The following is a 26,454-nucleotide window of genomic DNA, read 5'->3' on the forward strand; positions in this document are numbered from 1 at the left end:
CAGTTTGAATGGTGGAAGTGTGCCATTTATGATGACGATTATCAATAAATAAAAGTCACAAAAGGGAAAAAAAAGAATACAAAGAGGAAAAATGACGATTTAAGAGAAACGTTTGCGGTACACACTAGGAGATATGCCAAAACGCTCTGTAAAGAGTTTACTAAAATGCCCTGCATGTTTGTAACCCACTTTAGAACTTACTTCTCTAACACTGGCATCATCTTTCAGGAGTTTTTTCGCCATTTCTAAGCGTTGTGTTTGAAGCATCTCATACACCGTCATACCGTAGTAGGCTTTAAAATCTTTTTTCAAATAGCACTCATTGATGGCTGAACGATACGCAATTTGTTTGATAGAAAGCGCTTTGTCATACTCATTGTATATAATGTTTCTCGCACGTTCAAGGGAATTAATCTTCGCAATATCCAAATTCAAATCGCCCATTTTATGCATGGTTCGCATAATACGCACAATGGTATCGTGCACCAAATGCATAATGTGTCCCTCCAATTTTAGAACGTTCAACAAGTCTTCATCCATCTCATGTAAAGGGAAAAGTTTTAAAATCTCCATCTGCATCCCATCAATCTCGCCACCCTCCAAAATCGCATAGCCATTTAACAACGTATCGTTTACCATCTTGGTATAAATATCGCCATAATTTGCTATGAGTCGAAGCAACAACTCCTCTTTAATACCAATATTGACCGTTTTATACGACTTATTTTTTAACATACGTATATGCATCTCAAACGCACGGGAAGAAAAACCAATAAAAAAGCTATTTTTCTTAATCACATACTTCGTGCCATTTTTATACTCATGCGTAAAATCATCCCCTAAATTAAACACCAACACCGCCCCTGAAACATCCGAAGATAACGTGGCTACGGTATCGTGTAAGAGTTCATACGCATAGGTGTAACTGGCAATGCCATTGCCTAAGTTGTACCACACAAAACTCCCCTCACCAAAATTAGGCTTCACTTTTGCCATAAAATTTTCACGAGAAAAAGGGTTTTTAACGGTTTTAATAATCTGTAAAAGCTCAAAACTGTTAAGATGCAACACCGCTGACTCAGACACCATAAAACCTTTCCAGATAAATTGATAAATAGTATCAAATAAAGAGAATTGTATTGTAGCAAAAAATGAGAGGCTTTGTTTTTTGGGAGATTTAATCGTTACATGTAATGATTAATGGCAAGAGCCAATGTTTCGATCTTCTTCGTTTCCCGTTAAAAGTCTCGTTAGCTCATCGCAAGCGATTAAACGCCCGTCTTTAAGCGTAAATTGGGCGATAACATGTACGTGCAGTTCCTCTTTGTTTTTCTTTTTAGCCACTACAATGTGATTGGTAAAAACGGTATCGGACTCTTCAACCATAGAGATAAACGTAACCGACATCGCCTCAATCACTTGCTTTTGCTTTTTCATATGTTCAATAAATCCATGATAATCCAAAATCACGCCATCGACCTTTTGGATATAGCCAGGGTCAATGTATTTTTCAATCACAGATAGTTCAACTTCAGAGGATTCTAAAACATCTCTAAACAGATTACGAATAATCCCTTTCCCCGATTTTTTTAACATTTTTATCTCCTATCCTTTTCTCTCCCCTCTATTGTAGCACAACACGTACCTCAGAAAAACCCGCTTCGCATCTTCTACGCTTTCATCCACCGCTTCACTTCGTTCTAAATTATTGAGAATTGAGGCCTTTACATGTAATTCACAAAACACTCAATCTTCGCTATAATTTTTTTATGAAAAAAGAAACGATTCTTCAACAGCTTAAAAGCATGAAAAACCATTATCTACCTGAGGGCTTCGTTATAGAGGGCTTATTTGGCTCATACGCTCGTGATGAAGCAGATGAAAAAAGCGACATCGACATTCTCATCGAAGCAAAACCCTCGTTTGTTGAACACTACGGCATTAAGTCTATTGAGCGAATCGAAGAGATTAAAAAAGAGATGAGTGCTGTTTTTGGCATTTCTGTTGACCTTGCCGATAAAACAGGGATGGGGAAAACCGCTCAAAAATTCATTATCGATAGAACGATTTATGTCTAAAGAGAGCATTAGCAAAATCTATCTCATTCTTGAAAAAATAGAATACATTGAAGTAATTGTTTCAAATGCTGGTTCTATTACCAACGCTTTGCATGACTTAACGACCTATCGCCCTGCTATTTTGATGCATCTTACTTCCATTGCTGAGCAATTTGAAAAACTCCGCAAATCTTCCAACAACACGTTTCTTGAGTATTTTGAAGCTGACGATCTTAAAGGTATTTACGATGTTAGAAATTACATCGCTCATGATTATGAAGGTGTTAACCTTGCTATTATTGAGTGGATTATCAGACATATTTTGCCGAAATTTAAAGAGCAGTGTTCGAAGATTATTGAGGTAAAACTATAAAAATTTTAGCTAGATAATGATTTAAAAAGTAGCCTGGCATTTTTTTTTATTTATATATACAAAAAATTGAATGATTTTTTTGTACAATATTATTAATACAAATTTTAGGAGGAACAAGAATAATGCAAGATTTTATTAATAAGACATTTAAAGGTCTAAATAGTGCTTATTATGTCAGACATTTTATATTCGGAGTGGCAATAGCAATTGTTTTTATATTCGCATTATCTAATGGTTTTGAACATTTTACCTTTGGGTTTATTTTTTCTGCTATATTAAATACAATGTTATATCCGTATTCACGATTTGTATATGAAAGTGTTGTCGGTTACATCTTTGGAAATAACGTATTCTTTGTCAATATTATTTTTTTATTAGCAGTTAAAATTATTTCTATGATAATGTGTTGGGCTCTTGCTATTTTTATTGCACCTTTAGGCTTGGGTTATTTATACTTTTACCATTCAAAAAATTAATTAAAATCTTAAAGGTAGGGTATCATTTAAACTTAAGGTACCCTAAGTCTTCTTAGTTTTTACTGTTCTAAAAACCTCTCCACATCTCCCACGATCTCATCCATCGCCTCAGTAGCCTTTTTATGCAACACTTTCGTATAAACCCTCTCGTTAATGGCATCACTTCGCTCCAAATTATTAAGGATAGAAATCTTTACATGTAAAGCGAAATGATCCATCGCAATGACGTTTCCGCTAGATCCTATGATGACCAAAAACTCACACCCTTGTATTGCTTCGTAAAGGTATTCATACATGGGAGCACTCTCGCCAAAGAAGACGATGTCGGGGCGTAATGAGCCGTTACAGCTTTTACATGTAAAGGTTCGCTCTTGTTTGGTGTAGCCGATGAGATGGGTTGCGCCACATTGTTCACAGCGAAGTCTAGGCAAAAAACCGTGTAAATGCAAAACGTCCTTGCACCCTGCTCGCTCAAACAAATCGTCTACATTTTGGGTGATAATGGCAATGTCGTTGGGGTATTTTTCGTGAAGTTTTGAGAGAGCATAATGTGCGGCATTGGGTTTTACGGAGGCGAGTTGTTCACGCCTTGCGTCGTAAAATGTGAGGGTGTTTTCACGGTTCCAAGACAAACAACCAGCTTGACAAATCTCTTCGATGCGGTACTTTTCCCACAGTCCACCCGCATCACGAAAGGTGGAGAGTCCACTCTCCGCACTGATGCCTGCTCCTGAAAAGATCACTACTTTTGCCATTGCATCCTCCTTTTACACGTTAAAATACAGCGCCTCTTTGTGGTGCATCACGATTGCCGTGGTGCTTTGTTCTGGGTGAATTTGAAATGTTTCACTCAGTTCTATGCCAAACTCTTCAGGCTTTAAAAGCTCAAAAATCACTTTGGTATCTTCCAAAGCAGGACACGCTGGGTAGCCAAACGAATAACGACACCCGTTATAACGCTTCATCTGCACATCTCTCAAGCTATGCCCCTCCTGCTCCGCAATACCCAAGTCTAAGCGTATCTGCTTATGCACAATCTCCGCTAAGGCTTCTGCTAACTCCACACCTAAGCCGTGCACGAAAAAGTACTCGGTAAAATTGCCCGCATCGTAAAGCTCTTTCTCGTACGCTGAAAATTTTGCCCCTGCGCTGACACACGTTAACGCCAAAACATCATGGCGCTCTGGATGGATAAAATCACTCAAACTTCGGTACGGTGCTCTGTTTTGGCGAGGGAAATCAAAGGTTTTCATCGCACGCTTTTCTACCACATCAATGCTCTCACGACACACCTGCTCTTCACTAAAATACCCCTCGCTCTCATCAAAAAGATAGAGCGTGTTTTCAAAGGAGCGTGCGGGGTAATAGCCGTAAATGATGGTCGGCTCAAACAACCCTAGTCGCTCAATGTCTGCCCGAACCCGCTCATACGTTGGGTAAAGCACCTCATCAAGTTGCTTTTGTTTCTCCTCTTTACTCTGTCCTTTTCCACTGTAACCCCAGCGCTGAGAGAAAAGAATTTTGTGGTTGATCCACGAGTACGCCAACTCTTTCACGTCGGTTTTTAAAACACGTCTGCCCCAAAACGGCGGTGTGGGGATTTTAACCTCACGGCTTGGCATTTTAAGCTCATGAAATGGCGGTATTTCTTTTGTTTCCTTACTGGCTTTCATCACCGCATTTTCCAAAACTTTACGCCCAAAATCGGTGTTAAAGTCTTTCGCCTCGATGCGACTCATCGCCGTTATGCCCTCAAACGCATCTTTACAGTAAAAAATAGGCCCCTCGTAAATCGGACGGCAAAAATCTTCCACAAAGTTATCGGTCAGTGCCGCACCGCCTAGAATAACAGGAATGTTAATCCCCATCTTCTGCATCGCTTCTAGGTTCTCTTTCATCACATTGGTCGATTTCACCAAAAGTCCGCTCATACCGATGGCATCGGCTTTATGCTCTTTGAGTGCTTCTAAGAACTGCTCTAAGTCCGCTTTGATGCCAATGTTGATAACTTTAAAACCGTTGTTGCTTAAAATGATGTCCACAAGGTTTTTCCCCACATCGTGCACATCACCCTTCACGGTTCCAATAATCAACGTGGTCGTTGTACTTTTTTCGCTTTTGGGTAAAAAAGGTTGCAAATAATCCACAGAGGCTTTCATCACCTCAGCCGATTGAAGCACAAAAGGCAGTTGCATCTTTCCACTGCCAAAAAGCTCTCCGACCACTTTCATCGCATCGATGAGGATTTCATTGACGATAATTTCAGCGGCTATCTCCTCTTTGGCGGTGGGTAAAAGAGCTAACATGCGCTCTTTATCGCCATCAATGAGAAGCGTCGATAGTTTCTCTTTGGTACTCATCGCAAGATACGCCGCATCACTTTCGTCTTTATTCTCTACCACACCCTCAAAATGAGAGATAAATTTAAAGAGTGGATCACCCTCTTCTCGGCGGTTAAAAAGCAAGTCTTCACAGACTTTTTTATCCACGTCACTGATTTTGTGCATCGGAAGCGTGTTTTTAACATTGACAATTGCCATACTAAGACCCGCTTCGACACAATGGTGCAAAAAGACAGAGTTTAGGTATTCTCTGGCGTGTTTGGCTAAACCAAAGGAGATGTTAGAGATGCCCAACACAAAGCCAACTTCTGGGTGCATGGCGTGAAATTCACGAATCGCTTCAATGGTTTCAATGGCAGCAGTATGGTACTCAGCATCCCCACTTCCCACCGTAAATGTGAGTAAGTCAAAGACCAAATCGCCTGGATTAAGACCATGGTTTTTAGTCGCAAGCTGAAAAATACGCTCCGCAATCGCCACTTTCTCCGCTTTGCTCTTTGCCATACCTTGCTCATCGATGGTCAAACACACGAGCGCACACCCAAAACGCTTGGCTAAAGAGCAGACTTTATCGAACTTTTCCATGCCATCTTCAAGGTTCACGGAGTTAATGATAGCTCTTCCACCCACCATTTTAAGCGCCACATCTAAGGATTTGACTTGCGTGGTATCGACCATGAGAGGCAAAGCTATCTTTTGCGCATAACGCCCTATGACCTCTTTGGTGTCTTTCTCCTCATCACGCCCTGCAAATCCCACACTCACATCAATGCCATGCGCCCCACTTCTGACTTGTTGTTGAGCAACACTCAGCGTGCCATCGTAATCTTCCGCCAATAAAAGTTCACGAAAGGCTTTTGAGCCCGTAGCATTGCTTCTCTCACCAATGAGAAAAGGGGCTGGGTCTTGTTTGAGGCTTCTTGTTTCAAAGAGTGAAGCGATGGAACGAGGCATACTCCCCACTGGGGCTAAAGGTTTTTTGCCCTCCACTTTTTTGCTTAGTTCCAAAATATGCTGAGGCGTTGTACCACAACATCCACCTAAAATGCTCACCCCTGCAATTTCCGTAAATTTCTCTTGAAGTTCCGCAAACTCCCTAGGTCCCATCGGGTAAAAGGTGTAACCGCCACGGTTTTGCGGAAGCCCCGCATTGGCGTGAACGCTGATGGGTCTATCCCACACGGAGCTGAGTGTTTTGACATGCTTTTCCACTTGTTCAGGGCCAGTACCGCAGTTGAAGCCAAGGCTTAAAAGTTCAAACGGTTCTAAGATAGCGGCAATCGTGCTTGCGTCCGTTCCAATAAGCATCGACCCACTCAGCTCTATGGTGACTGAAACCATCACAGGAAGCTTTACATGTAAATATTTTTGCGCATCGCTAATCGCATGAAGGGCGGCTTTGATTTGAAGCGGGTCTTGCGCCGTTTCGATGAGAAAAAGGTCACACCCCCCATCTATCGCACCACGAGCGGCTACCGTGTAGCCCTCGTACATTTCATCGTAACCGATGTGCCCTAAGGATGGAAGTTTCGTTCCAGGTCCAAAAGCGGCGGCACAAAAGCGCGGTTTGTGCTCTGTTGAAAACGCCAAACACGCCTCTTTGACGATAGCCACACCCGCACGGGCTAGCTCATAGGTTTGCTCCCCAATACCATAATCCTCCAAAACCCACGGCAATGCGCCAAAGGTGTTGGTCTTGATGATGTCCGCTCCTGCTAAGAGGTAGCCACGATGAATTTTTGAAATTTCATCCTTACATGTAAGGTTCAAAAGCTCGTTACAGCCCTCTTTACCCGCCCATTGTTCAGGGGTAATATGAAGGGCTTGAATCTGCGTACCCATCGCACCGTCGATGACTAAAATTTTCTCTTTAATAAGTGTGTGAAGTGTTGACAAGTAAAGTTCCTAGTGTGTTATAACATGCCTATATGGTAGCAAAACTTACGTAAGGGGAGACTAAAAGAAGAGGAGTAACCCAAAGAGGCAAAGAAAGCCTCATAGGATTAATTAACGATGATTATTTTCAGCGACATTCAGTGCTTGTGAGACATCTACAATAATTTTTAGTTTTTTAATAATATCTTCCATGGCTTCACTCTCTTGCTTTGCTGCAATACTAATGCGTTCCACTTCCGCTTGCGTTTGAATAATTTCATCCACCGTTTTTTGCAGTGCTGGAACGATTTGATCCACCACTTTTTGCACCTCCATAATGGAAACACGAATGCTATCGGTTGATTTGTTGCTCTGATCGGAGAGTTTTCGCACTTCGCTAGCAACCACCGCAAACCCTCGTCCATGATCCCCCGCACGTGCGGCTTCGATGGTAGCATTGAGGGCTAAAAGATTGGTCTCACTGGCAATGTATTTAATCGCTGTGGTAATCGTGCCAATTTGGTCAACCGCATTGGTGAGCTCTTGCGCCATATCGTTTGTGATTTGAACATTTTTAACCTCAGCGGCCAATTTTTCATTCACAACAAGAATGGTATTGGCGGTATCTTCAATGGATTGGGATGCATTTTGCGTAATCAGTGAAATCTCTTTGGTTTGTTCGGCCAATGTTTTGGATATATCACGTGCTTCTTGAAGGGCTTTGTCGCTATTAATGGCTGTAACAACTTGCGCTAAAGAACTCACGCTCTCAGCCGTTGCGCTTCGAGGAGGGCTGGCGATAACCACGACATCAGAGCGCAAGAAGGAACCATATTTGGTATAAAGTGCTTTTCCTGCTGAAACATAACCATCGGTTCCTATAATGTATTTAGCATTGCTTAGTGCTTCTTTGGTTTTTCCCTCACTACACTCATCAAAGGGAATGATGGTGTAACTCACATGCTCTAATTTATAAAATTTAAGAAATTTAAGCACACCATTGGCACCTGATTGGCTGTTATTAAAAATAATAACATCTTCACCTGATGGAATGCGACTAATGGATATAAAAAAATCTGTGGGAGGGATAAATTCAACCGAAACCACTTTCTCTTTGCCATATTTTTGAACCATTTCATCATAACGATTGGCAAAACAAACGACCAAATCAAAATGTGAGATGTCAAATGTATGATGATTGGCTAGGGTTGCTTTTTGATAGGTGGCAGCTGTGGCAAGCGTAGCATCGACTAAGGATACAATTTCTTGCGTGGTTGCCTCATTTGCTCCAATTAAGAGTAGATTAACGCTCATAGTTTTCCTTTAAATCAGTGACGATAAATTACGACGATGAATTTATTGTATAGCATTTCATATAAATTTATTATAAGCAAAACATACGGATAAAAAAGAGACGAAAAGGTATTTTTGTTTCTAACCGTATGTTTAGAGCTTCTAAACGCTACATACTTTACATGTAACGCTTATTTGTGAAGCTTGCTTAAATTTTCACGTCTGCGTTTTGCTTCTTCTGTATCAAAAGGAAGGGATACTAGCTCATTTAATGTATCAAGGCTTAACGATTTTGAACTGCTTAAAATACCCGTACTTATCTCCCCACCCAACGTGCCATAAGCATAGCAATAGCTTGATTTTGAAGGGATATTTTTCATGCTTTCTAATGTACCAATGCGAGAACACTCATCCACCCAAACAAAAGGGTCGTCATCGCTAAAATCATGTAAGTAACCAAATAATTTGGTTGTCTCAAAAAATTTAATTTTTACTTCAAAAAAAGGATTGACTTCTAACGTTTCATTTAAACGTAGTAAAATGGGGAATTTATAAAAGCTTGAGCCAATCTTGAGCTGTTTTTTAGCACTATCGAGCACTAAATCTTGTTCAATTTTTGGAAATTCCCAAAAATGACTAATCTCTTTTGACCATGCACTCAACAGTGCGTCAAAATTTGAAAATTTTTCGGCTAATGATGGTTCTTCCTTTAACAGATTGCGACCCAATCCTAAATCTGCTTCATAGCCTAAAAAAGGTAAAATGGTCGCTCCAATATCTAAGGTTGTCCCTACTTTTTCCACTTTTTTCCCATGGCTTTGCCTTGGATCAATCACGATAAATTGATTGCGACGTTTGCCTTTCATCAAATCATCAATCGCCATATTGTGCATGGCTAAATGGTCTGAGCCCACGACGATAATCGTATTGTTTCCATACGGTGATTTTTGAATCTGTTCTATAAAATGCGCAATCAGTTCATCAGCACATGCCACGGCGTTGAGCATAGAATTATCGCCTTCTTTATAACGATTGGCTTTGCACCCTTTTGAAACATGCCCATGAGGATGGTGCGTATCCATTGTGGAAATAAACAGTGCAAACTTTTGCTTACTTTTAGAGAGCCTGAGAAAATCACTCATGGAAAGGTCAAAAAGGGTATCGTCGTATAAGCCCCAAGGGGTTTGATACCGCTTATCTTTAAGGCGTGATTTCAACTCATTAATGCCTTTAATATCTTCAAACTTATGGGTGCGATAGAGCTTATCAACACCTGCAAACTCCAGCGATGAACCACTGCGATAGACCATCTTATACCCCTCTTTATGGAGCATATCGCTCATACACACCGCCCCTGAGTAAAAGGTACTCATTTTTGACATCGAATTTCCCTGAGGTGAATGCTTCCCTGTAGAAGGCGTCACTAAAGGAAGACCGCATAAGACAGAGGTCATTCCAGCAATTGTCCAACTAGTACCTTGAGCCTGTTTAATCTCAGTAAAAAGAGTGCTTTGTTCTCGAATAGGTCTTAGTTTTGTCATTAAGGAAGGAAAAAGCTTCTCATCAAAATAAGTCTCTTCTAAACTCTCAGCAAAAATATAAACAAGATTTGGATGTTCCTCATGAATAGGCGTTAAAGTCGGTTCTTGATAATAATCTAAAAAATGATGTTCTCGGCTCAACGCATCCTCAAAACCAAATATTTTAAGTGTTGTTTGTCCAAAAAAATGCACACTAGGGTGCAGTAAAAAAGCACTGAAAAGAAAAATAAGAGAAAAAATCCGTTTAAATTTATTTCCAGAGATTCCAAAGGCTTTTTTTGCTAAACGATAATAGCCCAACGAAAAAATCAAACTGGCAATAAAAAGCACAACGCCAAAGGTAATAATCATATAATAATCACCATAACCTGAGCCGTCCAATCCATAAAGCAGATGAAATATCACGGCATCATTAATACCCTCACCTGTAAAATAGTCCGAAATAATGTAAAAAATACTTAACACAAGATAGATAAAAACTACAAAAGCACCTAAAAACGCTCTTCTGTTATTCTGTGTATAATTTTTACATGTAAGAAGCGATAAAATGAAAAATCCTGCTGAAATCCATAACAATATATACATAATGAGTGTCAATCCTTAGATAATTTAGGTGCGTATTATAGCTTGATATAAGCATTGTTAGCCTTATTTACGCTTTGTATCAAGATGATTAAAAATTAACCATTCATTTGCATATATTCAATTCTTTTAGGTGCTACACTTTCATTAGTTTAATTTCAGGAGGATGGATTATGAGAACAAAAGGCTTCTTACTTTCAACATTGGTCGCACTCTCAAGCGCATGGGCAACTGAGGAAGGTGTCGCAGAAGTGGCAGAGGCTGTTCCAACATTAGATGTTGGAAATACGGCATGGGTTTTAACGGCAACTGCTTTGGTTATGTTAATGACACCCGCTGGTTTAGCACTTTTTTATGGCGGTATGTCTCGCTCTAAAAACTTGCTTAATACCATTGCAATGAGTGTTATGGGCTATATTGTTGCTTCACTTGTTTGGATAGTATGTGGCTATTCACTAGCATTTGGTGCGGATATTGGTGGATTTATTGGATTTGATTCTCTCTTTTTAAGTGGTATCAAGGTCACGGATATTTGGGCAACGGGGAACATTCCTGTGCTTCTTTTTGTCGCCTTTCAAATGACCTTTGCAGGCATCACGGTAGCACTCATTAGCGGTGCACTGATTGAAAGACTTAAATTTTCAACATGGATTGTCTTTGCAGCACTGTGGATTATAGGGGTGTATGCACCTGTAGCACACTGGGTGTGGGGTGGAGGATTTCTCTCAGCAGATGGTGTTTTAGATTTTGCTGGTGGTACGGTTGTTCACATCAACGCAGGTGTGGCTGGTTTGGTGATTGCCTTGATGCTAGGCAAACGTGCTGATTATGGCAAAGCAATGTTTCCATCTTCTGTGACACTCACTGTCTTAGGTGCAAGTATGCTTTGGTTTGGATGGTTTGGATTTAATGCAGGAAGTGAGTTAGGTGCAGATGGCATCGCCGCAAGTGCGTTTTTAGTCACCAATACAGCAGCAGCAATTGCAGCGCTTTCATGGATGATCGTTGAGTATCTAACCTACAAAAAGTTCACGCTTTTAGGCATTGCTTCAGGTATTGTTGCAGGTCTTGTAGCCATTACACCAGCCGCTGGTTTTGTTGATACCGCAGGTGCATTGGTCATTGGTTTGGTTGCGGGTATTGTTGCATTTTACGGTGTCAATGGTCTTAAAAAAGCTCTTAAATACGACGATTCACTGGATGCCTTTGGAATTCACGGACTTGCGGGTATTTGGGGTGCCATTGCTACGGGTATTTTTGCAAACCCTGAAGTGAATGAATTAGGAACAGGCTTATTGTATGGCAATGCGTCTCAAGTGTTGATTCAAATTGAGGGTGTTGTGGTAACAGCCGTTTATACTGCTATCGCCACAGCGATTATCTTTAAAGTAGCTTCCATTATCACAGGCGGTGCTCGTGTATCAGCAGAAGATGAATCACAAGGCTTAGACGAGATCGAACACGGCGAAAAAGCTTTTAACTTACGATAAGGATAAACGATGAAAAAAATTGAATCAATTATTAAACCTTTTAAACTAGAAGATGTCAAAGATGCCTTAGCTGAACTTGACATTACGGGTATGACGGTCAGTGAAGTCAAAGGCTATGGAAGACAACAAGGACACTCAGAGCTTTACAGAGGTGCTGAGTATGTGGTTGATTTTTTACCTAAAGTAAAAATTGAGGTGGTTGTCGTCGATGAACTGGTAGATAAAGTGGTGGATGTGATTATTAAAAATGCTCGAACGGGAAAAATTGGTGATGGAAAAATCTTCGTCACCGATGTGGAAAAAAGCATTCGTATTAGAACGGGTGAAACGGATAACGAAGCCGTTTAAAGTATCAAAGGCTAGTAAAATTTTACTAGCCTTTTCTTTATCAAGCTATCTTAAACATATTCATAGTCTTTAAAAACGGCTTGAAGCCCCATCTCTAAAATATCACGGTGCATATCCGCAACTTCTCGCTCATCGCTTATCTCAAACTGCGCATCACCCCCTTCTTCACCAGAGTGTTTGCCAATGCCAACATTCACACCTGCTGAAATCTTAGTCGCCGCAATCTTTAACACAGCGTCTCTAAAACCCTTGCGCTCCCTTGTGGAAATTGTAATAGCAGCAAAAGGCAAAAAAAGTCTGTACGCACACATGATTTGCAACAGCCGTTTTTCGTCCACATCATTGGGCGAGATACCTTTGTTGTTTTTAATGGGTCGTAACCGTGGCACGGAGAGCGCGATCTCTGCATGGGGGAACTTTCTTTGCACCAAAGAGGCATGATACGCACAACACAGCGCATCTTTTTGATAATCATCTAACCCAAACAAAGCACCAAAACCAACTCCTCTCATGCCACCCATCAAGGCTCGCTCTTGTGCTTGAAATCTGTACTCAAAAACGGATTTATTGCCCAAAAGATGCACCTGTGTGTATTTTTTAGGATTGTAAGTCTCTTGAAAAACGGTGACAAAATCAACACCATGTTCATGCAAGGTCTTATACCCATCAATCGTGGTAGGATAGACCTCAACCCCAATGGTAGAAAATTGCTTTTTAGCCAAAGAAGCCGCATTAGCAATATACGCAATATCCGAATGCGTTTCACTCTCCCCTGTTAAAATCAAAATTTCCCTCAGCCCCGTTTTGGAAATAGCTAACAGCTCTTCATGAATTGACTTGTCATCTAAGCGCAATCGTTTAATCGAGTTTTTCGTATTAAACCCACAATAGACACATAAATTATCACAAAAATTGGAGATATAAAGCGGCGTAAAAAGCGCTATGCTATTGCCAAAATAGCGTCGTGTCACCTCTTGTGATTTTTGGCACATCAACTCTAAGCACTCAAGCGCACTTTCACTCAGCAACACCATCATATCCTCAACCGTGATGCTTTGTTTCTCTAAAACCCTTAAAACATCCTCCTTGCTAAATGCAAACGTGGCATCTTCTCGTAACGTAAGCACTTTTTTCAATAACGTATCATCAATGCGTTCTAACTGTGCCATGCTCTACTCCAAAAATCCGCTGAGTGGCGAACTCGCATCCGCCACCTTTGAAACCCTGCCAAGCCCTGCGCAATACGCCATTCTTCCTGCTTTTATCGCTTCACCAAATGCCTGCGCCATAAGTGCCACATTGCCAGAGGTGGCAACAGCGGTGTTAATCATCAAGGCATCCACGCCCATTTGCATGAGTTCACACGCTTGCGAAGGTGTACCAATACCTGCATCAACAATAATAGGAAGGTCTATCTCATCGACTAAAATTTGGATAAATTCTTTGGTTAAAAGCCCTCGATTGGAGCCAATCGGAGAAGCCAAAGGCATCACCGCCACCGCTCCAGAATCCACCAATCTTCGTGCAATGCTCAAATCGGGGAACATATACACCATGGGCAAAAACCCATTTTTTGCTAAAAGCTCTGTTGCATGAATCGTCTCATAATTATCAGGAAGTAAATACTTCGAATCATTAATACACTCTACCTTAATAAAATCTCCACACCCAAGTTCTCGTGCAATCCGTGCTAAACGCAACACTTCGTCTGCATTGCGAGCACCAGAGGTATTGGGTAAAAGCGTAATGCCTTTGGGAATAAAATCCAAAATATTCTCAGCCCCTTCAAAATTGACCCTTCGTAGTGCCAAGGTAATGATTTGCGCTCCCGCTTTTTCAATAGCACTTTGAATCAACTCCAGTGAAAATTTACCGCTTCCCAAAATGAAGCGTGAGCTAAACTCACGCCCTGCTATGTGTAATGTATCGTTCATTGTTTCTCCTTTAAACTGCTTTCATAAATACTCAAAACGCACTCTGCCATCAAGGTTGCACAATGCACCACCTTATGCGCCATAATGCCATCACTCTCAATGCTCTGCTCCCCAAAGTCTCCGCACACAAAGGCTTTTTCTCCCAAGCGTTTTATGCGCATGGAAGAGAGCTTTGAGCCTGCCATACCTGAACAGCCGATAACAAACTTATCCTCTTTGATGCGCTCATGAAAGAGCATTGATTTTTCACGAGGATCATCAAACGCTTCGCAGACGATTTCATAGTCTTTGAAAAGTTCATGCTGATTAAGAGGGGTGATTTTTGTGTTGATGATGGTGACATTGCACAAAGGATTGATGGCTTCAAGATGCGATTTTAGCGCTTCTACTTTTGCCTTTTTAACATCATGCGTGGTGTAGTGTTGGCGGTTTAGATTGACATATTCCACCACATCAAAATCCACCACAAGAAGATTGACAAAGCCTAGTCGTGTCAATAAAACAGCTAAATTTGAGCCTATACCTCCCACCCCAGCGATGGCAACCGTTATGTTTGGAATGGTTTGTAAAAAAGGGGCGTTTCGTAAACGAAAATCTCTCTCATGCTCCATCATCCACCTCGAACAAAACAGATGATTTCAACGGTATCATCATCGTTGAAGAGGGTGGTTGAAAAAGACTCTTTGGGAATGATTTGGCGATTGATTTCAACAGCAATAAAAGCATCGCTTAGTCCACGCCAGCTCAAAAACTCTAAAACACTTCTACCAATAAACGCATTCATCGGCTCAGAATTGATTAACAACATAAACGTCCTTGCGTTTAGCGTTTTTGGGAGTATGTATAAATGTGCAAGAATGAATATAAAAATGCAGAATTTATCTCCCTACGCTAGTATTATCTAGATACAGGTTAAAAGGGTCAAGGCTTTCGCCTACTCTCAGCTTGCGCTCCCCTGATAAGTGGGTTGAATTATAACACAAAATTTATAGGCTATAGTTACATACCTAATCTATTAGTCACCGATTTAATATACACATTTGAGATATAAAAAATATCTCTCACGTCATCAAAGCTCACACTGTGTTGTATGTACATTATCCATAAACCTTGAAATTCACTTTGAAAAATTAAAAGTTTAATTTCGACCCCTATTCTTTAAATCTAATTGAATTGTTGCATATTTATCTGTAATCTCCTTTTTCTTCTCTTCAATATGCACTGTAAAAGATAAATAAATGATAGCTTCCCTCGCTAATTGTGCTAAAAGGAGTGTTTTTTGTTGAAGTTCATCTTCTGTAATAGCAAAATTTCTATTTCTTTCTTTGTAAGTCTCAAATTTCTCAATATCCAATAGTTTGATAGATATAAACTTATGTTCTAAATGATTTCTTATATCATTTATTTTTTGTGCTTCGGGTTCTAAAACTTCAAAAAATTCTTTTTGTTTATCATCAAATAAATCTTTACTAATTAAATAAAGTCCTCGTAAAGCTAAATTCTCACTTTTGTTAAAAATCTCTTTTATTCCTATTTTTTGACGATTTTCATATTCATACCAAATATTTGAGAAATAAATATTATTTTTATTCATATTTAAATAAAAATACTCATTTAAGAAATTAGCAATTTTGTCAAAAATAGAGTAAAACCCTCGAAAAGCTATTTTTATTTTTTCAATATTGATATTATATAAATTATAGTTATAGTCATCAATTATAGAAGTTTCTTTGTCATAGTATTTTGGAGTTTTTTCATGTACTCCTTCAAATAATAAATGCCTATACGATATATACTCTTGTTTAAGTTGATTAAAATTTGTAATGATTTTTGGAAACCCTTCTTCAATGTCTGTCGTTAAATTAGGTAAATTCAAAGGGTCATGAGTTGAAATATCATAGCTTCCCAAATCATTTAATGGGTTTAAAAAAAGTTTATGTGATAGACACCATTTTCTATAGTTAGCTTCATTTTTTGAAAATTGTGTTTTATAATTTAAAAAATAATCACTATTTTCTAATTCAGTAGAAGAAAACTGCTCTTCGTACCATTTTAGTTTTGTTAGAATATTGTCCTTTTTTTCTTGATAATACTCTTTATCTGGATAGTTCTTTTTCAAATATTCATTTATTATTGATATGGCTTCTTGAAAGTTCTTATAGGCAAATTTTATAAAAAACTCTTTATGTCCACCATCATAGTCTAATTCAGAGTAATACTCTAAAGTCAATCCTTTATTTATCAATGCCATAAAATAATTAGGATGATTGACGACACTTTTATGCCAAAATTTTAATGCTATCGCTTTGTCAAAATATTTTATTGCATTTATTGTTCTTCCGTAATGGCTAAAAGCATTTCCAAGATTTATATAAACTGCTAACTGTAAAGATACATCTAAATTTTCAAACTCTCTTTGCTGAATCGCCTTTCTGAAATAATAAATCTCCTTAAATACTTCTTCTTGCGCTAAGCTCCAAACTTTCGTTACATTTTTTTCGTGTTCTATTTCTCTAACACCATGCCAAGCGTTGCCAAGTAAATAGTAACTATACGTTTTTTCTATAGAATCTTCCATAGTTTCAGTAAACTCAGAATGAATTGCAATAATAGTATTTAATTCATCAATATTATTAACATCACAAGCATTATCAATTATTTGACCTAATTGATTTAATTGCTGAAAGGTCATTATTGATTCTCCACTATTTTTATCTCATCATTACTCAAATAAATCTTTACATGTAAAAAAAAAGATGTTCAATCAAAACAAAAGCTAAAAGTTCCAACCCCTGTTCCCTGTAAAATCATTTGTTACAACTTACAATTTAGAGTTCTAATTATTAAACGTCTTCCCTAAACTCTTTCTCTTCTTGCATCCGATACGTCATCACCAAATTAAAACACAGCTCACTGAGCATCAATAAATCAAACATCGACAAAATCTCTAAAAAGGGCATTCCTTCACACAAAGCTTCAAAATCAATCTTACATGTAAAGACATACGCATCATTGGGAGCGCCTAATTCAGGCAGGTTGAGAGCGTATTGAAACGAAAAAGCGATGTTGGGGTTTCGACTCATTCGGCGAATGCGTTTGAGCGTGCCATCGTAGTCTTTTTCGCTCAAACAAATTTCAGAGTGAATGTTGTGTGAGAGGACATTGCGTACAAAAGAGAGGATGTCAAAAAAGTTCTCATACTGCTCTTTGAAAAGCTCTTGCATAAAGGTTTTAAAAGAACTCTCAAAACGCAAACTCTCCACCATCGCCATACACATGCCTCTAAATGCGTTAAACTCAACAAAATACTCAAACAGCGAAATGGTATCTTTGTCCGTCTGACGAGCATTGATGAGGAGCTCTTGAATAATTTGCGCATTGAAGTAGTAGGCTTGTCCCTCTTCATACTTTTTTACCACAAAAAGACTTCTATCGAGTAAATCTTCTGTTTTAGAGAGTTTGCCTAAAAACTCACCCATATGTAAAAAGTAAAAGTTCTGCTCTACCAAAAGCAGCGCATCATCGAGTAAAACATCATTTGAAGTCATCGCACCTTATCCAATCGCACTTTGGTCTCTTGATACACCGCACATACTCCTTTTTGGCTCATGAGATGTGGGGTTAAAACATTGCCATTTTTAGCGCCACTGTAAAGCAAAACACAATCATCCCGTAAAAAATCACAAGGCATCACCGTATATTCACAACGCCCAGAAGGACTCTGAAGCACCACTTTATCTTCTTGTTCTAAGCCTAAACTTCGTGGAACATACAGATAATCATCGGTAATAAATTGAGAATTAAGCGACCTGTTTTGTTTGGCACTTAAAAGAAAAAAGCCCTCCTCTTCCAAAGGCTCTTCCTCAAAATCTTCTAAAAATTCAAACATTCCACTGGGCGTATAAAACCCTTGAGCATAAGGCATATCCTCATAACTTTTTGAAACCAAAAAACCCTCTTTTTGCATACTGTTCGAGTCTATCACTTTTTGAAGAATTGCCTCTTCACTTTCTAAAGGCGTGTATCCAAAAGCCTCTAAGAGTTTTTGCGTAAGCGCATACTCACTGATGCCTATCTCACTCTCCACGATTTTTGGCATTCTCCCCACAAACGGATGCCCGTAGCTGAGTTTTACATCCTCTTTTTCCAAAAACGAACACGCAGGAATGACCAAATGCGCCTTTTGTGAGGTCTCATTTTCGTGCAAACCAAAGTAAACCACGCACGAAGCTTTTTTAATTCCCTCTCTTACGCTAAGCGAAGCTGGCATTTGATTTAAGGGATTGCCCCCTTGAATAAAAACCATCGCATAGTTACCAAAATCAACAATGGGCAAAGGCTCTGTTTGGGCTTTAACTTTAAAAGGTGCATCAAATCCAAAACCGCTATTGCTCAAATAGCCAATGCCACATCCTTCTTTTCCAAAAAGTCCTAAAAGAGCGCCCAATGCATCAATAGAGCGTAAAACACTGTGTCCAAAACGGTACTTTTGAACCCCAACGCCCACTAAAATGGAGACTTTTTGTCCTTGAATCAGCTCCAAAAACGCTTCTATGTGTGCCTCAGAAACATCGGCTTTAGAGAGTAATTCCTCTTGTGTAAAGCCCTCAAGAAAGTCTCGAAAGGCTTCAAAATTAAGCGTGCGCTCTGCTAAAAAAGCCTTATCTTCTCCCTTTACATGTAAAAGGGCTTTACACAAAGCTAACGCTAAAAAAAGGTCACCTTTGGGTTTGATTTGAAGAAACAACGCTGCATTTTTTGCAAGGTCTATTGCCACGGGGTTGATGACAATAAGCGTTTTACCCTTAAGAGAAGGAAGCATATGCGAATTGGTGACAGAGGGATTTCGCCCCCAAATAATCACCACTTCCGCCTCTTTTACATGTAAAGGTGAAAGCGCTAAATTTGCCCCTCTTCCCTCACAAATACCCACATCGCCTGCCTCATCGCATAAAGAACCCGAAGCTAATACCGCTTTATGTTCTGCAAAAAAACGTTTGCTCACCCCTTGCATCACCCCTAAATTGCCACTCCCTTTAAAATAGAGTGTTTGGGAAGGCGCATGTGTTTTAAGCTTCTCCACCAAAATATCCAAAGCCTCTTGCAGTGAGATACTCTGCCCCAAATAACGAGGCTCTTCAATACGTTCAAAATGGTGATAATGGTTGAGGTGGTGACACAAATAGCCCTGCGTGATGGGATGGGCTTTGTTTCCTTTGAGTTTTAAATCATCCCCAACAACAATGCTGCATCCATCAAAACAATCAAGCGGACAGGTTGTTAAACGCATTTTAACGCCCCTTTGGTGTGTTTAGAGAAGGAGACCTAAGTCTCCTTGTAAGGGTTTAGAGTGTAATCTCTTTAATATCTGCAATCGACTTAAATGCCGTGTAAATAGAGGCGATGAGGTTTTGACGATTGGCTCTTAGCTCAAGATTTTCAGCATTGACCATGACATTATCGAAAAAAGCATCAATATGTGGCTTGAGTGCAAAAAGTGCGTCTAAATGCGCTTCAAACGTCTCATAGCTTTGCGCATTAACCGCATCAAATGCATCAAAAAGCGCATGTTCATACGCATTTTCAAAGAGGGCTTTATTGACACTCAATGCTTCATCCGTTTTCATATTTTTAATGATATTTGCCACCCGTTTAAAGGTTGAAAACATCTCTTTAAAACCATCGTCTTGAACGATATGTGCCAGTGCTTTGATTTTCAAAGACAAGCGCACAATGTCTCGCTCCCCACTGCTAATCACCGCTGCAATAATGGAAGGGTTCACATCGAAAAACTGATACATTCGCTCTAAGAAGAAGCTCTCTAAAAGCGCAAAATCAAACGCTTTATAACCCTGTGAAAGCGCTTTTAAATCTTTAGAAATATCAAAAGCAATCCCTTGTTCTAAGACAATTTTCACAATGCCATTGACCGCACGGCGAAGCGCATACGGGTCTTTGTTGCCTGTGGGGATTTTGTTGATGCTAAAAAGCGCAATCAAAGAATCTAATTTGTACGCCAAAGCAACAATGGCACTAAAAAGCGTACTAGGAAGCGCACTCTCCTCAGAATTTGGAAGGTACTGCTCTTTAAGCGCTAGGGCAAAAAGTTCATCCTCGCCCGCTTCTTTAGCGTAGTAGTAGCCCATAAGACCTTGAAGCTCGGTAAATTCATAAACCATTTCACTGAGTAAATCGCTTTTGGCATAGAGGACAGATTTTTCCATAAGTGCATGCAAACTTTGCGCATTTAAACGACTGTGCTGCGCTAAAAGTTGCTCTTCATACTGCTTGCTTAAGTAAAGCGCTATGGTTTTTTCCCGCTCTGTCTTATCCATCAAAGAGCCTAGCCCATCCAAATAGGTAATATCTTTTAGCCCCTCATAGCAAAGCCCTTTTTTAAGGTCATTATCTAAGAAGAACAGTGCGTCTGATAAACGGGCACGAAGCACTTTCTCATTCCCTCTGACAATAAGGTCATAATCATCGCTAATGGCATTGGAAACCACAATAAAACGATTGGTGAGTTTACCCTCTTTAAACACAGGGAAATAGCGTTGATTCTCTTTCATGGAGGTAATAATCACCTCAGGAGGCAAACGTAAAAATCGTTCTTCAAAACTTCCAATTAACGCCGTTGGATACTCGGTAATCGCCACAACTTCAGCTAAAAGGTCGGTATCAATCTCAATGCTCACACCCTCTTTTGCCTCAATCGCTTTAAACGCATTTAAAATAATCTCTTCACGTCTGCAAGGGTAAAGCACCACGCCACGCTGCGCCAAACGCTCAAAATAATCCCCTGCAAACATATACGCAAAAGGCTCATACGAAATGGTACGGTGCGGGTAAGAAAAGGGTGTGGATTCAACACCAAAAAGAGAAAATGAAACATGTTCATCCCCTAACATACACCCAAACCAGCGAATCGGGCGAATAAAACTCTCTTCCAAAAAGCCCCAACGCATAGACTTTCCAAAATTTAGTCCCTTAATAAACTGCTCAATCATCTCTTTAAGCAGTGGTTTAGAACTTTGCGCCGCAATGGTTCGTTTGTAGTACAAAACCTCTTTGCCATCTTTCATGGCAGTAGCAATTTCACTAAACGCTACACCGCATTTTTTCGCAAAGCCTAAAGCCGCAGGTGTTGGTGCGCCATCTTTAAGTGCAACACTCAGCGGAGCTCCAAAAAACTCTTCTTCACGTGCTCCTTGCTCAGTAGGAAATGCCTCATGCCACAGCACCAAACGACGCGGTGTGTAATAAAACTCAAACGCACACGCTAAGGCATTGTTTTCTAAAATATCAAGCCATTGTTTTTCAATTGTAGGGAGTTCTTTCAAAAAGGGAATTGCAGGAAGTTCTTCAACACCAATTTCTATCAAAAGGGGTTTGACCATGATCAACCTTTACATGTAAATAATTTAAGCCGATTGTAACGCAAAGTTGGTTAAATCGTCCTTTTACATGTAAAGGTAAAACGCCTCTAGCGGTTCGATTTGCACGCTCCAAAAAGTTTGGCAAATAACCAGATGGAAGGACAAAAATCGGTAATCGCCCACACCACAATCATGGCAATCACAAAACCAAGTAAAATGGTTCCATAAATCGAGCCAATACTCATAAGATACGTCGCCACCAAAAGAACCCCTGCCATAACAAGACGTTGAAGTTTCTCAGCACATAACATCATTTTATCCTTTTATGTTAGTTATAAGAGAGAACTATAAAAATAAAGGACTTAAAAAAGTGTTATTTTTGTGACTTAATCTTTTAACGTATGGAAAATCGCAGTCACAGGAAAGTGATCCGAATACCCCTCTCCTAGATGTTCACCTTTTCCTTTTTGGCTGATTTGCCATCGTTTGGGGTTGCCATTTTCATCGAGCATATAAGGCGCTTCAAAACGCTTCAATGAATTGGGCTTATACTCGATGCCTTTGTTATCGTAAAGCGTTGGCGCAATGACGATGTGATCAAGTGCTGTTTTTTGCTTGCCGTAACTGTGCGAGTAGCGCTCATTTTGAGGCAGGTCATACCACGTGTTGTACAAAGGTGCAGTTTTATCGCCCACACCCAAAACCGTGGCAAATCCTAAACCCCAATCCTCTTTTTGCACCCGATAGGGCGAGTTAAAATCACCCAGTAAAATAAAGGCTTTGCCTTTTTCTTTCAGCAAAACATTTTTAAGCGTGGTTGCATAAACAAGACGCTCTGCCTCTTTTTCTTTATGTGCTGGCCAATGGTTAATGTAAACATCCAAGAGATGGTGCTCAATATTGAGGGTAATGCGGTGAATACCTCGTGGTTGGTCTTTCATAAAAAAAGACTCGGTTCTCACAATAGGAAAACGTGAAAGCAGCGCCGATTCTATGGAGACACGCTCTTTTTTCTTCGGAAAAAAAAGATAAGGATAGGCTTTAGCGCCTAAGGCCTTATTTAAACGCTCTAAGACTTCCTTGTTTTCTACTTCTGCTAGGGCAATCACATCCGCATTCATATCACCAATCACCTGTGCAATATGCGCAATTTTACGCTCCACCATCGCTTCATTCCAACCGTGTTTGGTGTTGGGTGTGTATTCTTTATATTCATTCCCATTTTTGGTGGCGTCAAAAAGATTTTCGACATTGTAACTAGCAACCTTAAACTCTAAGCCAAAGAGAAAAAAAGGAACAAAAAGAAGTAAAAAACGCATTAAAACTCACTGCTTGAAGACATCGGCTCAAATTCGCCTGATTCGGTATTAAAATATTCCAATTCACCCGTATCCAAACGGTAATACCACGAACGAATAAAAAGCTCACCCTCATTGACACGACGCTGTACATCGGGATAACTGAGAAGATTTTTTGACTGAAAAAGCAAGGAAATTTTCTCAGTTAATTCCAAACGTTCTTCATGCGAAACACTCTGTGAAATTAATTTTTGTGTCACATAATTTTTCGCTTCAAGCCCTAGCTCTAACCATTTTTTAACATGCACTAAATTAATATCTGTAATCTTCGTATACATCGTCTCAATCGCCCCACAATGCGAATGCCCACACACGATAATATCGGTTACTTCCAACACAGAAACGGCATACTCAATGCCTGCTGCTGTGGCGTGGTAGTCATTATCAGGAGCAAAAGGAGGCACAAAATTTCCCACATTACGTAAAACAAACAAATCCCCAGGGGCGGAGAGCGTAATTAAAGAAGGATCAACCCTTGAATCGCTACACGCAATGAAGAGCACTTTTGGATTTTGACCGTTTTTGACCAAATCTAAAAACTTATTTTCATACTTTTTAAATTTTGTATCTTTAAATTTTTCATAACCACTAATCAAATCCGAAATTTTCATCCACATTCCTTTGACGATTTTTGAAAGTATACAAAAAGAGTCCAAACAAAGAAATTACAAGCACAAAGTGATTATAATAGCTCCAATTTTTTAAAGCAAAAAGGAAAATCATGGAATTTAAAAACGCAACTATTTTGAAAAAAGCCAATGTCTATTTTGATGGCAAAGTGGTCAGTTACACCGTAAAATGTGAAGATGGTACGACCAAAACGCTAGGCGTGATGCAAGCGGGCGATTATACGTTTAACACGGGTGCGGCAGAAGTGATGGAGTTTTTAAGCGGTGAACTCAGCGTTGAGTTACCCAACCAAAAAGAACCTTTAGTGATTCAGGGTGAAGCCATGTTTGAGGTACCTGCAAATTCAAGTTTTACCTTACATGTAAAAACAGTTGCGACCTATTGTTGCGCTTACGCTAACTAAACCTTACACTGCCTTAGCACATCGCATGGCTGAGGCAAACGCCCATTGAAAATTAAAGCCACCAAGCTCGCCTGTCACATCTAAAACTTCCCCGATAAAATAAAGCCCCTCGCATTTTAAACTCTGCATCGAAGCACCATCGATTTCATCCGTACTTACACCACCTCTTGTAACTTCCGCTTTGGTGTATCCAAAGTTTCCAGCAGGTGCAAAGGTGTAGGCTTTAAGAGAAGCTAAAAGCGTTTTTTCAGTGCTACTTAGTTTTGAGAGCACTTTGTCTTCCAAACCATTGGCATCTAAAAAAGCTTTGCTAAAACGCTTCGGAAGACCAAGTGCTGTGGTTATCTGCTTTTTTGCGTGGGTTTTAAACAAGGCTTCCATCGAAGCGATATGAGGAAGAAAATCAATGGTGATATTCCCTTTTTTCCAATACAAAGAGCCACTTAGCACGCAAGGACCACTGATGCCCTTGTGCGCAAAGAGAAGGTTTTCGCAAAAGGTTTTTCCCTCTACATGTAAAGCAACAGGCAAAGCAATACCGCTAAGTTCTTTCATCCAAAACTGCTCTTTTTGAAGGGTTAAACCCACCAATGCAGGCGCAGGAGTGATGAGGGTGTGCCCAAACTGTTCTGCAATTTTAAAGCCAATATCACTCGCCCCTATGCTTGCATAACTAAGCCCCCCACTCGCAACCACTAGCTTTTGGGTATGTATCTCACCCTTATTCGTGAGAATAATAAAATGCTCTTTTTTCGTTACATGTAAAACAGTAGTGGAGAGATAAAAGGTGCAAAAAGCACTCAAACGCCCAAAAATAGAAACCAACTCTTTGGCACTGTTGGCACAAAAGATTTGCCCGTGAGAGCGTTCTTCAAGACTTAAGCGATGTGCCTTAACGAATTTTAGCGTTTCAGAAGCATCAAACGCCTCTAAAATGGGCTTTATAAACGCCTTATCCCCCAAATAATTCGCTTCACTCGCATAACGATTGGTAAGGTTGCACTTTCCTCCACCAGAGATTAAAAGTTTTGCGCCAATTTTAGCATTGGTATCAATGAGAGCGACATCTCTTCCTTGAAGATTTGAAGCTGCCATTAAAGCCCCTGCTCCTGCTCCAATAAAACAAATCTCGTGAATTTTCAAGCCATGCTCTTTGAAGAAATGCTTATTTGTCTGTTGTACATGCGTAACGTACGGTTGCACCTAAGACAAAGGTTTCAGGATGTACCAAAGGCGCTTCTGTGGAAACGGAGGAGAAAGACTTTGCCATTGGAGCAGCTGCTCGCATCAACACAGGATGCGTTGGTGAGGCATTGTCAAAAACAACCTCTTTCACAACACAGATTTGATGGGTCTCTTTGGAAAAAGAAGCGGCTTGTTCATGTGCGACTTTTAGAAGCGATGAGCGCAATGCCAAACGGTTTGCATTGTGTGTCGCATCACTCACCACCCATGCCAAAGCCCCTTGATGGGTGATGACACTAGGAGCTTTTATCTTTTCTACTCTTTCAACCAGCATGTTGTACTGCTCAACGGAGTTGAGTTCACACGAAAAGAAAAGATTTCCTTTGTACCCCACAAAAACGGGTTTATTCTCTTTATACTGATACGAGGGAGAGAGTCGATACCCTCCTCCTTGACAGAGCTCATTTTTAGCATCAAATTGCTTCACTTCAGCGACTAAAGCGTTGAGATGCTCTTTAATGACGTTACTGTTTTTATGTTCTTCTTCAAACGAAAATTCGCCTCGTAGACGTTCAGGAATAAGCGTGTTGGAAACACTCTCTTGCGTAGTAATCTCCATATCCGCACACAAAAAAAACGGAAAAACGGCCAATAAACAAAAAAAGAAAAATCGTTTCATTGCAAAACTCCTTTAAACCATTTCAAACGTACTAAAATTTTGACGAATCGCATCGTAGAGAATGATGCCTGCACTGGTGGCTTGATTAAGACTTCTGCCGTTTTTTCCCATCGGAATGGTAATGGCATTGTCCCACTTCAGCTGCATCAATTCCATGGGAAGTCCTGTGGACTCGCCTCCAAAAAAGAGAAAATCACCTGCTTGAAACGAGGCTTTAAAATAGGGCTTTTTCGTTTTGGTCGTAGCAAAGAAAAAACGCTCCACTTTATTGGCATGTATCTTTAAAAACTCCTCTAAATTTTCATACACATGCACATCCAACAAATGCCAATAATCAAGCCCCGCACGCTTCACGGTCTTATCGCTAATCTCAAACATGGTCGGTTTGACAATGTGCAAAGCACAGTTGGCATTGACACACATACGACCAATGCTTCCTGTATTTTGAGGAATTTGAGGATGAACTAAAACAATATTAAACATAAACTAATCTCCTAAATATCAAAACGCAC

General features: G+C 39.9%; 26 protein-coding genes and 1 riboswitch. Of the genes, 6 read left to right on the forward strand and 20 right to left on the reverse strand.

Annotation, left to right across the window (positions count from 1 at the left end):
• Positions 1-99: 99 nt before the first annotated feature.
• Both SULBA_RS07585 and SULBA_RS07590 read right to left on the reverse strand, forming a co-directional pair.
• Entirely contained in the window at positions 100-1,086 is a 987-nt protein-coding gene (locus tag SULBA_RS07585; RefSeq protein ID WP_041671828.1) for a helix-turn-helix domain-containing protein, read from the reverse strand.
• 111 nt (positions 1,087-1,197) lie between these two features.
• Positions 1,198-1,596, reverse strand: coding sequence for a nuclear transport factor 2 family protein (locus tag SULBA_RS07590; protein WP_014769699.1), 399 nt, complete (start codon positions 1,594-1,596; stop codon positions 1,198-1,200).
• Between the two features lie 173 nt (positions 1,597-1,769).
• Between SULBA_RS07590 and SULBA_RS07595 the strand changes: the two genes are divergently transcribed.
• The 3 genes from SULBA_RS07595 (at position 1,770) to SULBA_RS07605 (ending at position 2,906) form a co-directional block, all read left to right on the forward strand.
• Positions 1,770-2,078 carry a nucleotidyltransferase family protein gene (locus SULBA_RS07595; RefSeq protein WP_014769700.1) on the forward strand — a complete coding sequence of 103 codons (309 nt, stop codon included), beginning with the start codon at positions 1,770-1,772 and terminating at the stop codon, positions 2,076-2,078.
• Complete coding sequence (locus SULBA_RS07600; protein WP_014769701.1) at positions 2,071-2,430, forward strand: HepT-like ribonuclease domain-containing protein; 360 nt, start codon at positions 2,071-2,073, stop codon at positions 2,428-2,430. The genes SULBA_RS07595 and SULBA_RS07600 overlap by 8 nt, the downstream gene beginning before the upstream one ends.
• Positions 2,431-2,552: 122 nt before the next feature.
• Positions 2,553-2,906, forward strand: a complete 354-nt coding sequence (locus SULBA_RS07605; RefSeq protein WP_014769702.1) for a hypothetical protein — start codon at positions 2,553-2,555, stop codon at positions 2,904-2,906.
• 59 nt (positions 2,907-2,965) lie between these two features.
• On the opposite strand, the gene SULBA_RS07610 is transcribed toward SULBA_RS07605, so the two are convergent.
• The 4 genes from SULBA_RS07610 to SULBA_RS07625 form a co-directional block, all read right to left on the reverse strand.
• Positions 2,966-3,661 carry an SIR2 family NAD-dependent protein deacylase gene (locus SULBA_RS07610; RefSeq protein ID WP_014769703.1) on the reverse strand — a complete coding sequence of 232 codons (696 nt, stop codon included), beginning with the start codon at positions 3,659-3,661 and terminating at the stop codon, positions 2,966-2,968.
• 12 nt (positions 3,662-3,673) lie between these two features.
• Positions 3,674-7,144: a methionine synthase gene (gene metH / locus SULBA_RS07615; protein WP_014769704.1), complete on the reverse strand. Its 3,471-nt coding sequence runs from the start codon at positions 7,142-7,144 to the stop codon at positions 3,674-3,676.
• Positions 7,145-7,255: 111 nt separating this feature from the next.
• Positions 7,256-8,437: a methyl-accepting chemotaxis protein gene (locus SULBA_RS07620; protein ID WP_014769705.1), complete on the reverse strand. Its 1,182-nt coding sequence runs from the start codon at positions 8,435-8,437 to the stop codon at positions 7,256-7,258.
• A gap of 170 nt (positions 8,438-8,607) precedes the next feature.
• Complete coding sequence (locus SULBA_RS07625) at positions 8,608-10,542, reverse strand: sulfatase-like hydrolase/transferase (protein WP_014769706.1); 1,935 nt, start codon at positions 10,540-10,542, stop codon at positions 8,608-8,610.
• Positions 10,543-10,712: 170 nt separating this feature from the next.
• Here SULBA_RS07625 and SULBA_RS07630 point away from each other — a divergent pair, with 170 nt between their 5' ends.
• Positions 10,713-12,029 (forward strand): ammonium transporter, encoded by a 1,317-nt coding sequence (locus tag SULBA_RS07630; RefSeq protein WP_014769707.1) that lies wholly within the window; start codon positions 10,713-10,715, stop codon positions 12,027-12,029.
• 9 nt (positions 12,030-12,038) lie between these two features.
• On the forward strand, positions 12,039-12,377 hold the full coding sequence (locus SULBA_RS07635; protein WP_014769708.1) for a P-II family nitrogen regulator: 339 nt from the start codon (positions 12,039-12,041) through the stop codon (positions 12,375-12,377).
• A gap of 50 nt (positions 12,378-12,427) precedes the next feature.
• Here the strand turns inward: SULBA_RS07635 and thiH are convergent, their stop codons facing one another.
• The 11 genes from thiH to SULBA_RS07690 form a co-directional block, all read right to left on the reverse strand.
• A complete protein-coding gene (gene thiH / locus SULBA_RS07640) occupies positions 12,428-13,546 on the reverse strand; it encodes a 2-iminoacetate synthase ThiH (RefSeq protein WP_014769709.1) in 1,119 nt (372 codons plus the stop codon).
• 3 nt (positions 13,547-13,549) lie between these two features.
• The gene (locus SULBA_RS07645; protein ID WP_014769710.1) at positions 13,550-14,311 is read right to left on the reverse strand and encodes a thiazole synthase; all 762 of its coding nucleotides are present in this window, start codon (positions 14,309-14,311) and stop codon (positions 13,550-13,552) included.
• A complete protein-coding gene (gene thiF / locus SULBA_RS07650) occupies positions 14,308-14,922 on the reverse strand; it encodes a sulfur carrier protein ThiS adenylyltransferase ThiF (protein WP_014769711.1) in 615 nt (204 codons plus the stop codon). Before thiF ends, SULBA_RS07645 begins: the two co-directional genes overlap by 4 nt.
• Positions 14,922-15,119, reverse strand: a complete 198-nt coding sequence (thiS, locus tag SULBA_RS07655; protein ID WP_014769712.1) for a sulfur carrier protein ThiS — start codon at positions 15,117-15,119, stop codon at positions 14,922-14,924. The genes thiF and thiS overlap by 1 nt, the downstream gene beginning before the upstream one ends.
• Before the next feature lie 58 nt (positions 15,120-15,177).
• Positions 15,178-15,278: riboswitch (TPP riboswitch) on the reverse strand.
• Between the two features lie 171 nt (positions 15,279-15,449).
• On the reverse strand, positions 15,450-17,003 hold the full coding sequence (locus tag SULBA_RS07660; RefSeq protein ID WP_014769714.1) for an LA2681 family HEPN domain-containing protein: 1,554 nt from the start codon (positions 17,001-17,003) through the stop codon (positions 15,450-15,452).
• 151 nt (positions 17,004-17,154) lie between these two features.
• Positions 17,155-17,859 (reverse strand): hypothetical protein, encoded by a 705-nt coding sequence (locus tag SULBA_RS07665; RefSeq protein ID WP_014769715.1) that lies wholly within the window; start codon positions 17,857-17,859, stop codon positions 17,155-17,157.
• Positions 17,856-19,601, reverse strand: coding sequence for a molybdopterin-dependent oxidoreductase (locus SULBA_RS07670; protein WP_014769716.1), 1,746 nt, complete (start codon positions 19,599-19,601; stop codon positions 17,856-17,858). The genes SULBA_RS07665 and SULBA_RS07670 overlap by 4 nt, the downstream gene beginning before the upstream one ends.
• A 55-nt stretch (positions 19,602-19,656) precedes the next feature.
• A complete protein-coding gene (gene glyS, locus SULBA_RS07675; RefSeq protein WP_014769717.1) occupies positions 19,657-21,708 on the reverse strand; it encodes a glycine--tRNA ligase subunit beta in 2,052 nt (683 codons plus the stop codon).
• Positions 21,709-21,794: 86 nt separating this feature from the next.
• Complete coding sequence (locus tag SULBA_RS07680; RefSeq protein ID WP_014769718.1) at positions 21,795-21,998, reverse strand: DUF2892 domain-containing protein; 204 nt, start codon at positions 21,996-21,998, stop codon at positions 21,795-21,797.
• Positions 21,999-22,073: 75 nt separating this feature from the next.
• Complete coding sequence (locus SULBA_RS07685) at positions 22,074-23,006, reverse strand: endonuclease/exonuclease/phosphatase family protein (RefSeq protein ID WP_014769719.1); 933 nt, start codon at positions 23,004-23,006, stop codon at positions 22,074-22,076.
• Positions 23,006-23,656: a carbonic anhydrase gene (locus tag SULBA_RS07690; RefSeq protein WP_014769720.1), complete on the reverse strand. Its 651-nt coding sequence runs from the start codon at positions 23,654-23,656 to the stop codon at positions 23,006-23,008. Before SULBA_RS07690 ends, SULBA_RS07685 begins: the two co-directional genes overlap by 1 nt.
• A 110-nt stretch (positions 23,657-23,766) precedes the next feature.
• Here SULBA_RS07690 and ppnP point away from each other — a divergent pair, with 110 nt between their 5' ends.
• On the forward strand, positions 23,767-24,078 hold the full coding sequence (ppnP, locus tag SULBA_RS07695; protein WP_014769721.1) for a pyrimidine/purine nucleoside phosphorylase: 312 nt from the start codon (positions 23,767-23,769) through the stop codon (positions 24,076-24,078).
• A 3-nt stretch (positions 24,079-24,081) separates the two neighbouring features.
• Here the strand turns inward: ppnP and SULBA_RS07700 are convergent, their stop codons facing one another.
• The 3 genes from SULBA_RS07700 to SULBA_RS07710 are packed head-to-tail and all read right to left on the reverse strand — an operon-like array spanning position 24,082 to position 26,425.
• Positions 24,082-25,221 (reverse strand): BaiN/RdsA family NAD(P)/FAD-dependent oxidoreductase, encoded by a 1,140-nt coding sequence (locus tag SULBA_RS07700; protein WP_014769722.1) that lies wholly within the window; start codon positions 25,219-25,221, stop codon positions 24,082-24,084.
• A 22-nt stretch (positions 25,222-25,243) separates the two neighbouring features.
• Complete coding sequence (locus SULBA_RS07705) at positions 25,244-25,942, reverse strand: SIMPL domain-containing protein (RefSeq protein ID WP_014769723.1); 699 nt, start codon at positions 25,940-25,942, stop codon at positions 25,244-25,246.
• Between the two features lie 12 nt (positions 25,943-25,954).
• Positions 25,955-26,425, reverse strand: a complete 471-nt coding sequence (locus SULBA_RS07710; protein ID WP_014769724.1) for a tRNA (cytidine(34)-2'-O)-methyltransferase — start codon at positions 26,423-26,425, stop codon at positions 25,955-25,957.
• Positions 26,426-26,454 lie beyond the last annotated feature (29 nt).

The sequence above is a fragment of the Sulfurospirillum barnesii SES-3 genome, from assembly GCF_000265295.1.
GTDB classification, from domain to species: Bacteria; Campylobacterota; Campylobacteria; order Campylobacterales; family Sulfurospirillaceae; genus Sulfurospirillum; species Sulfurospirillum barnesii.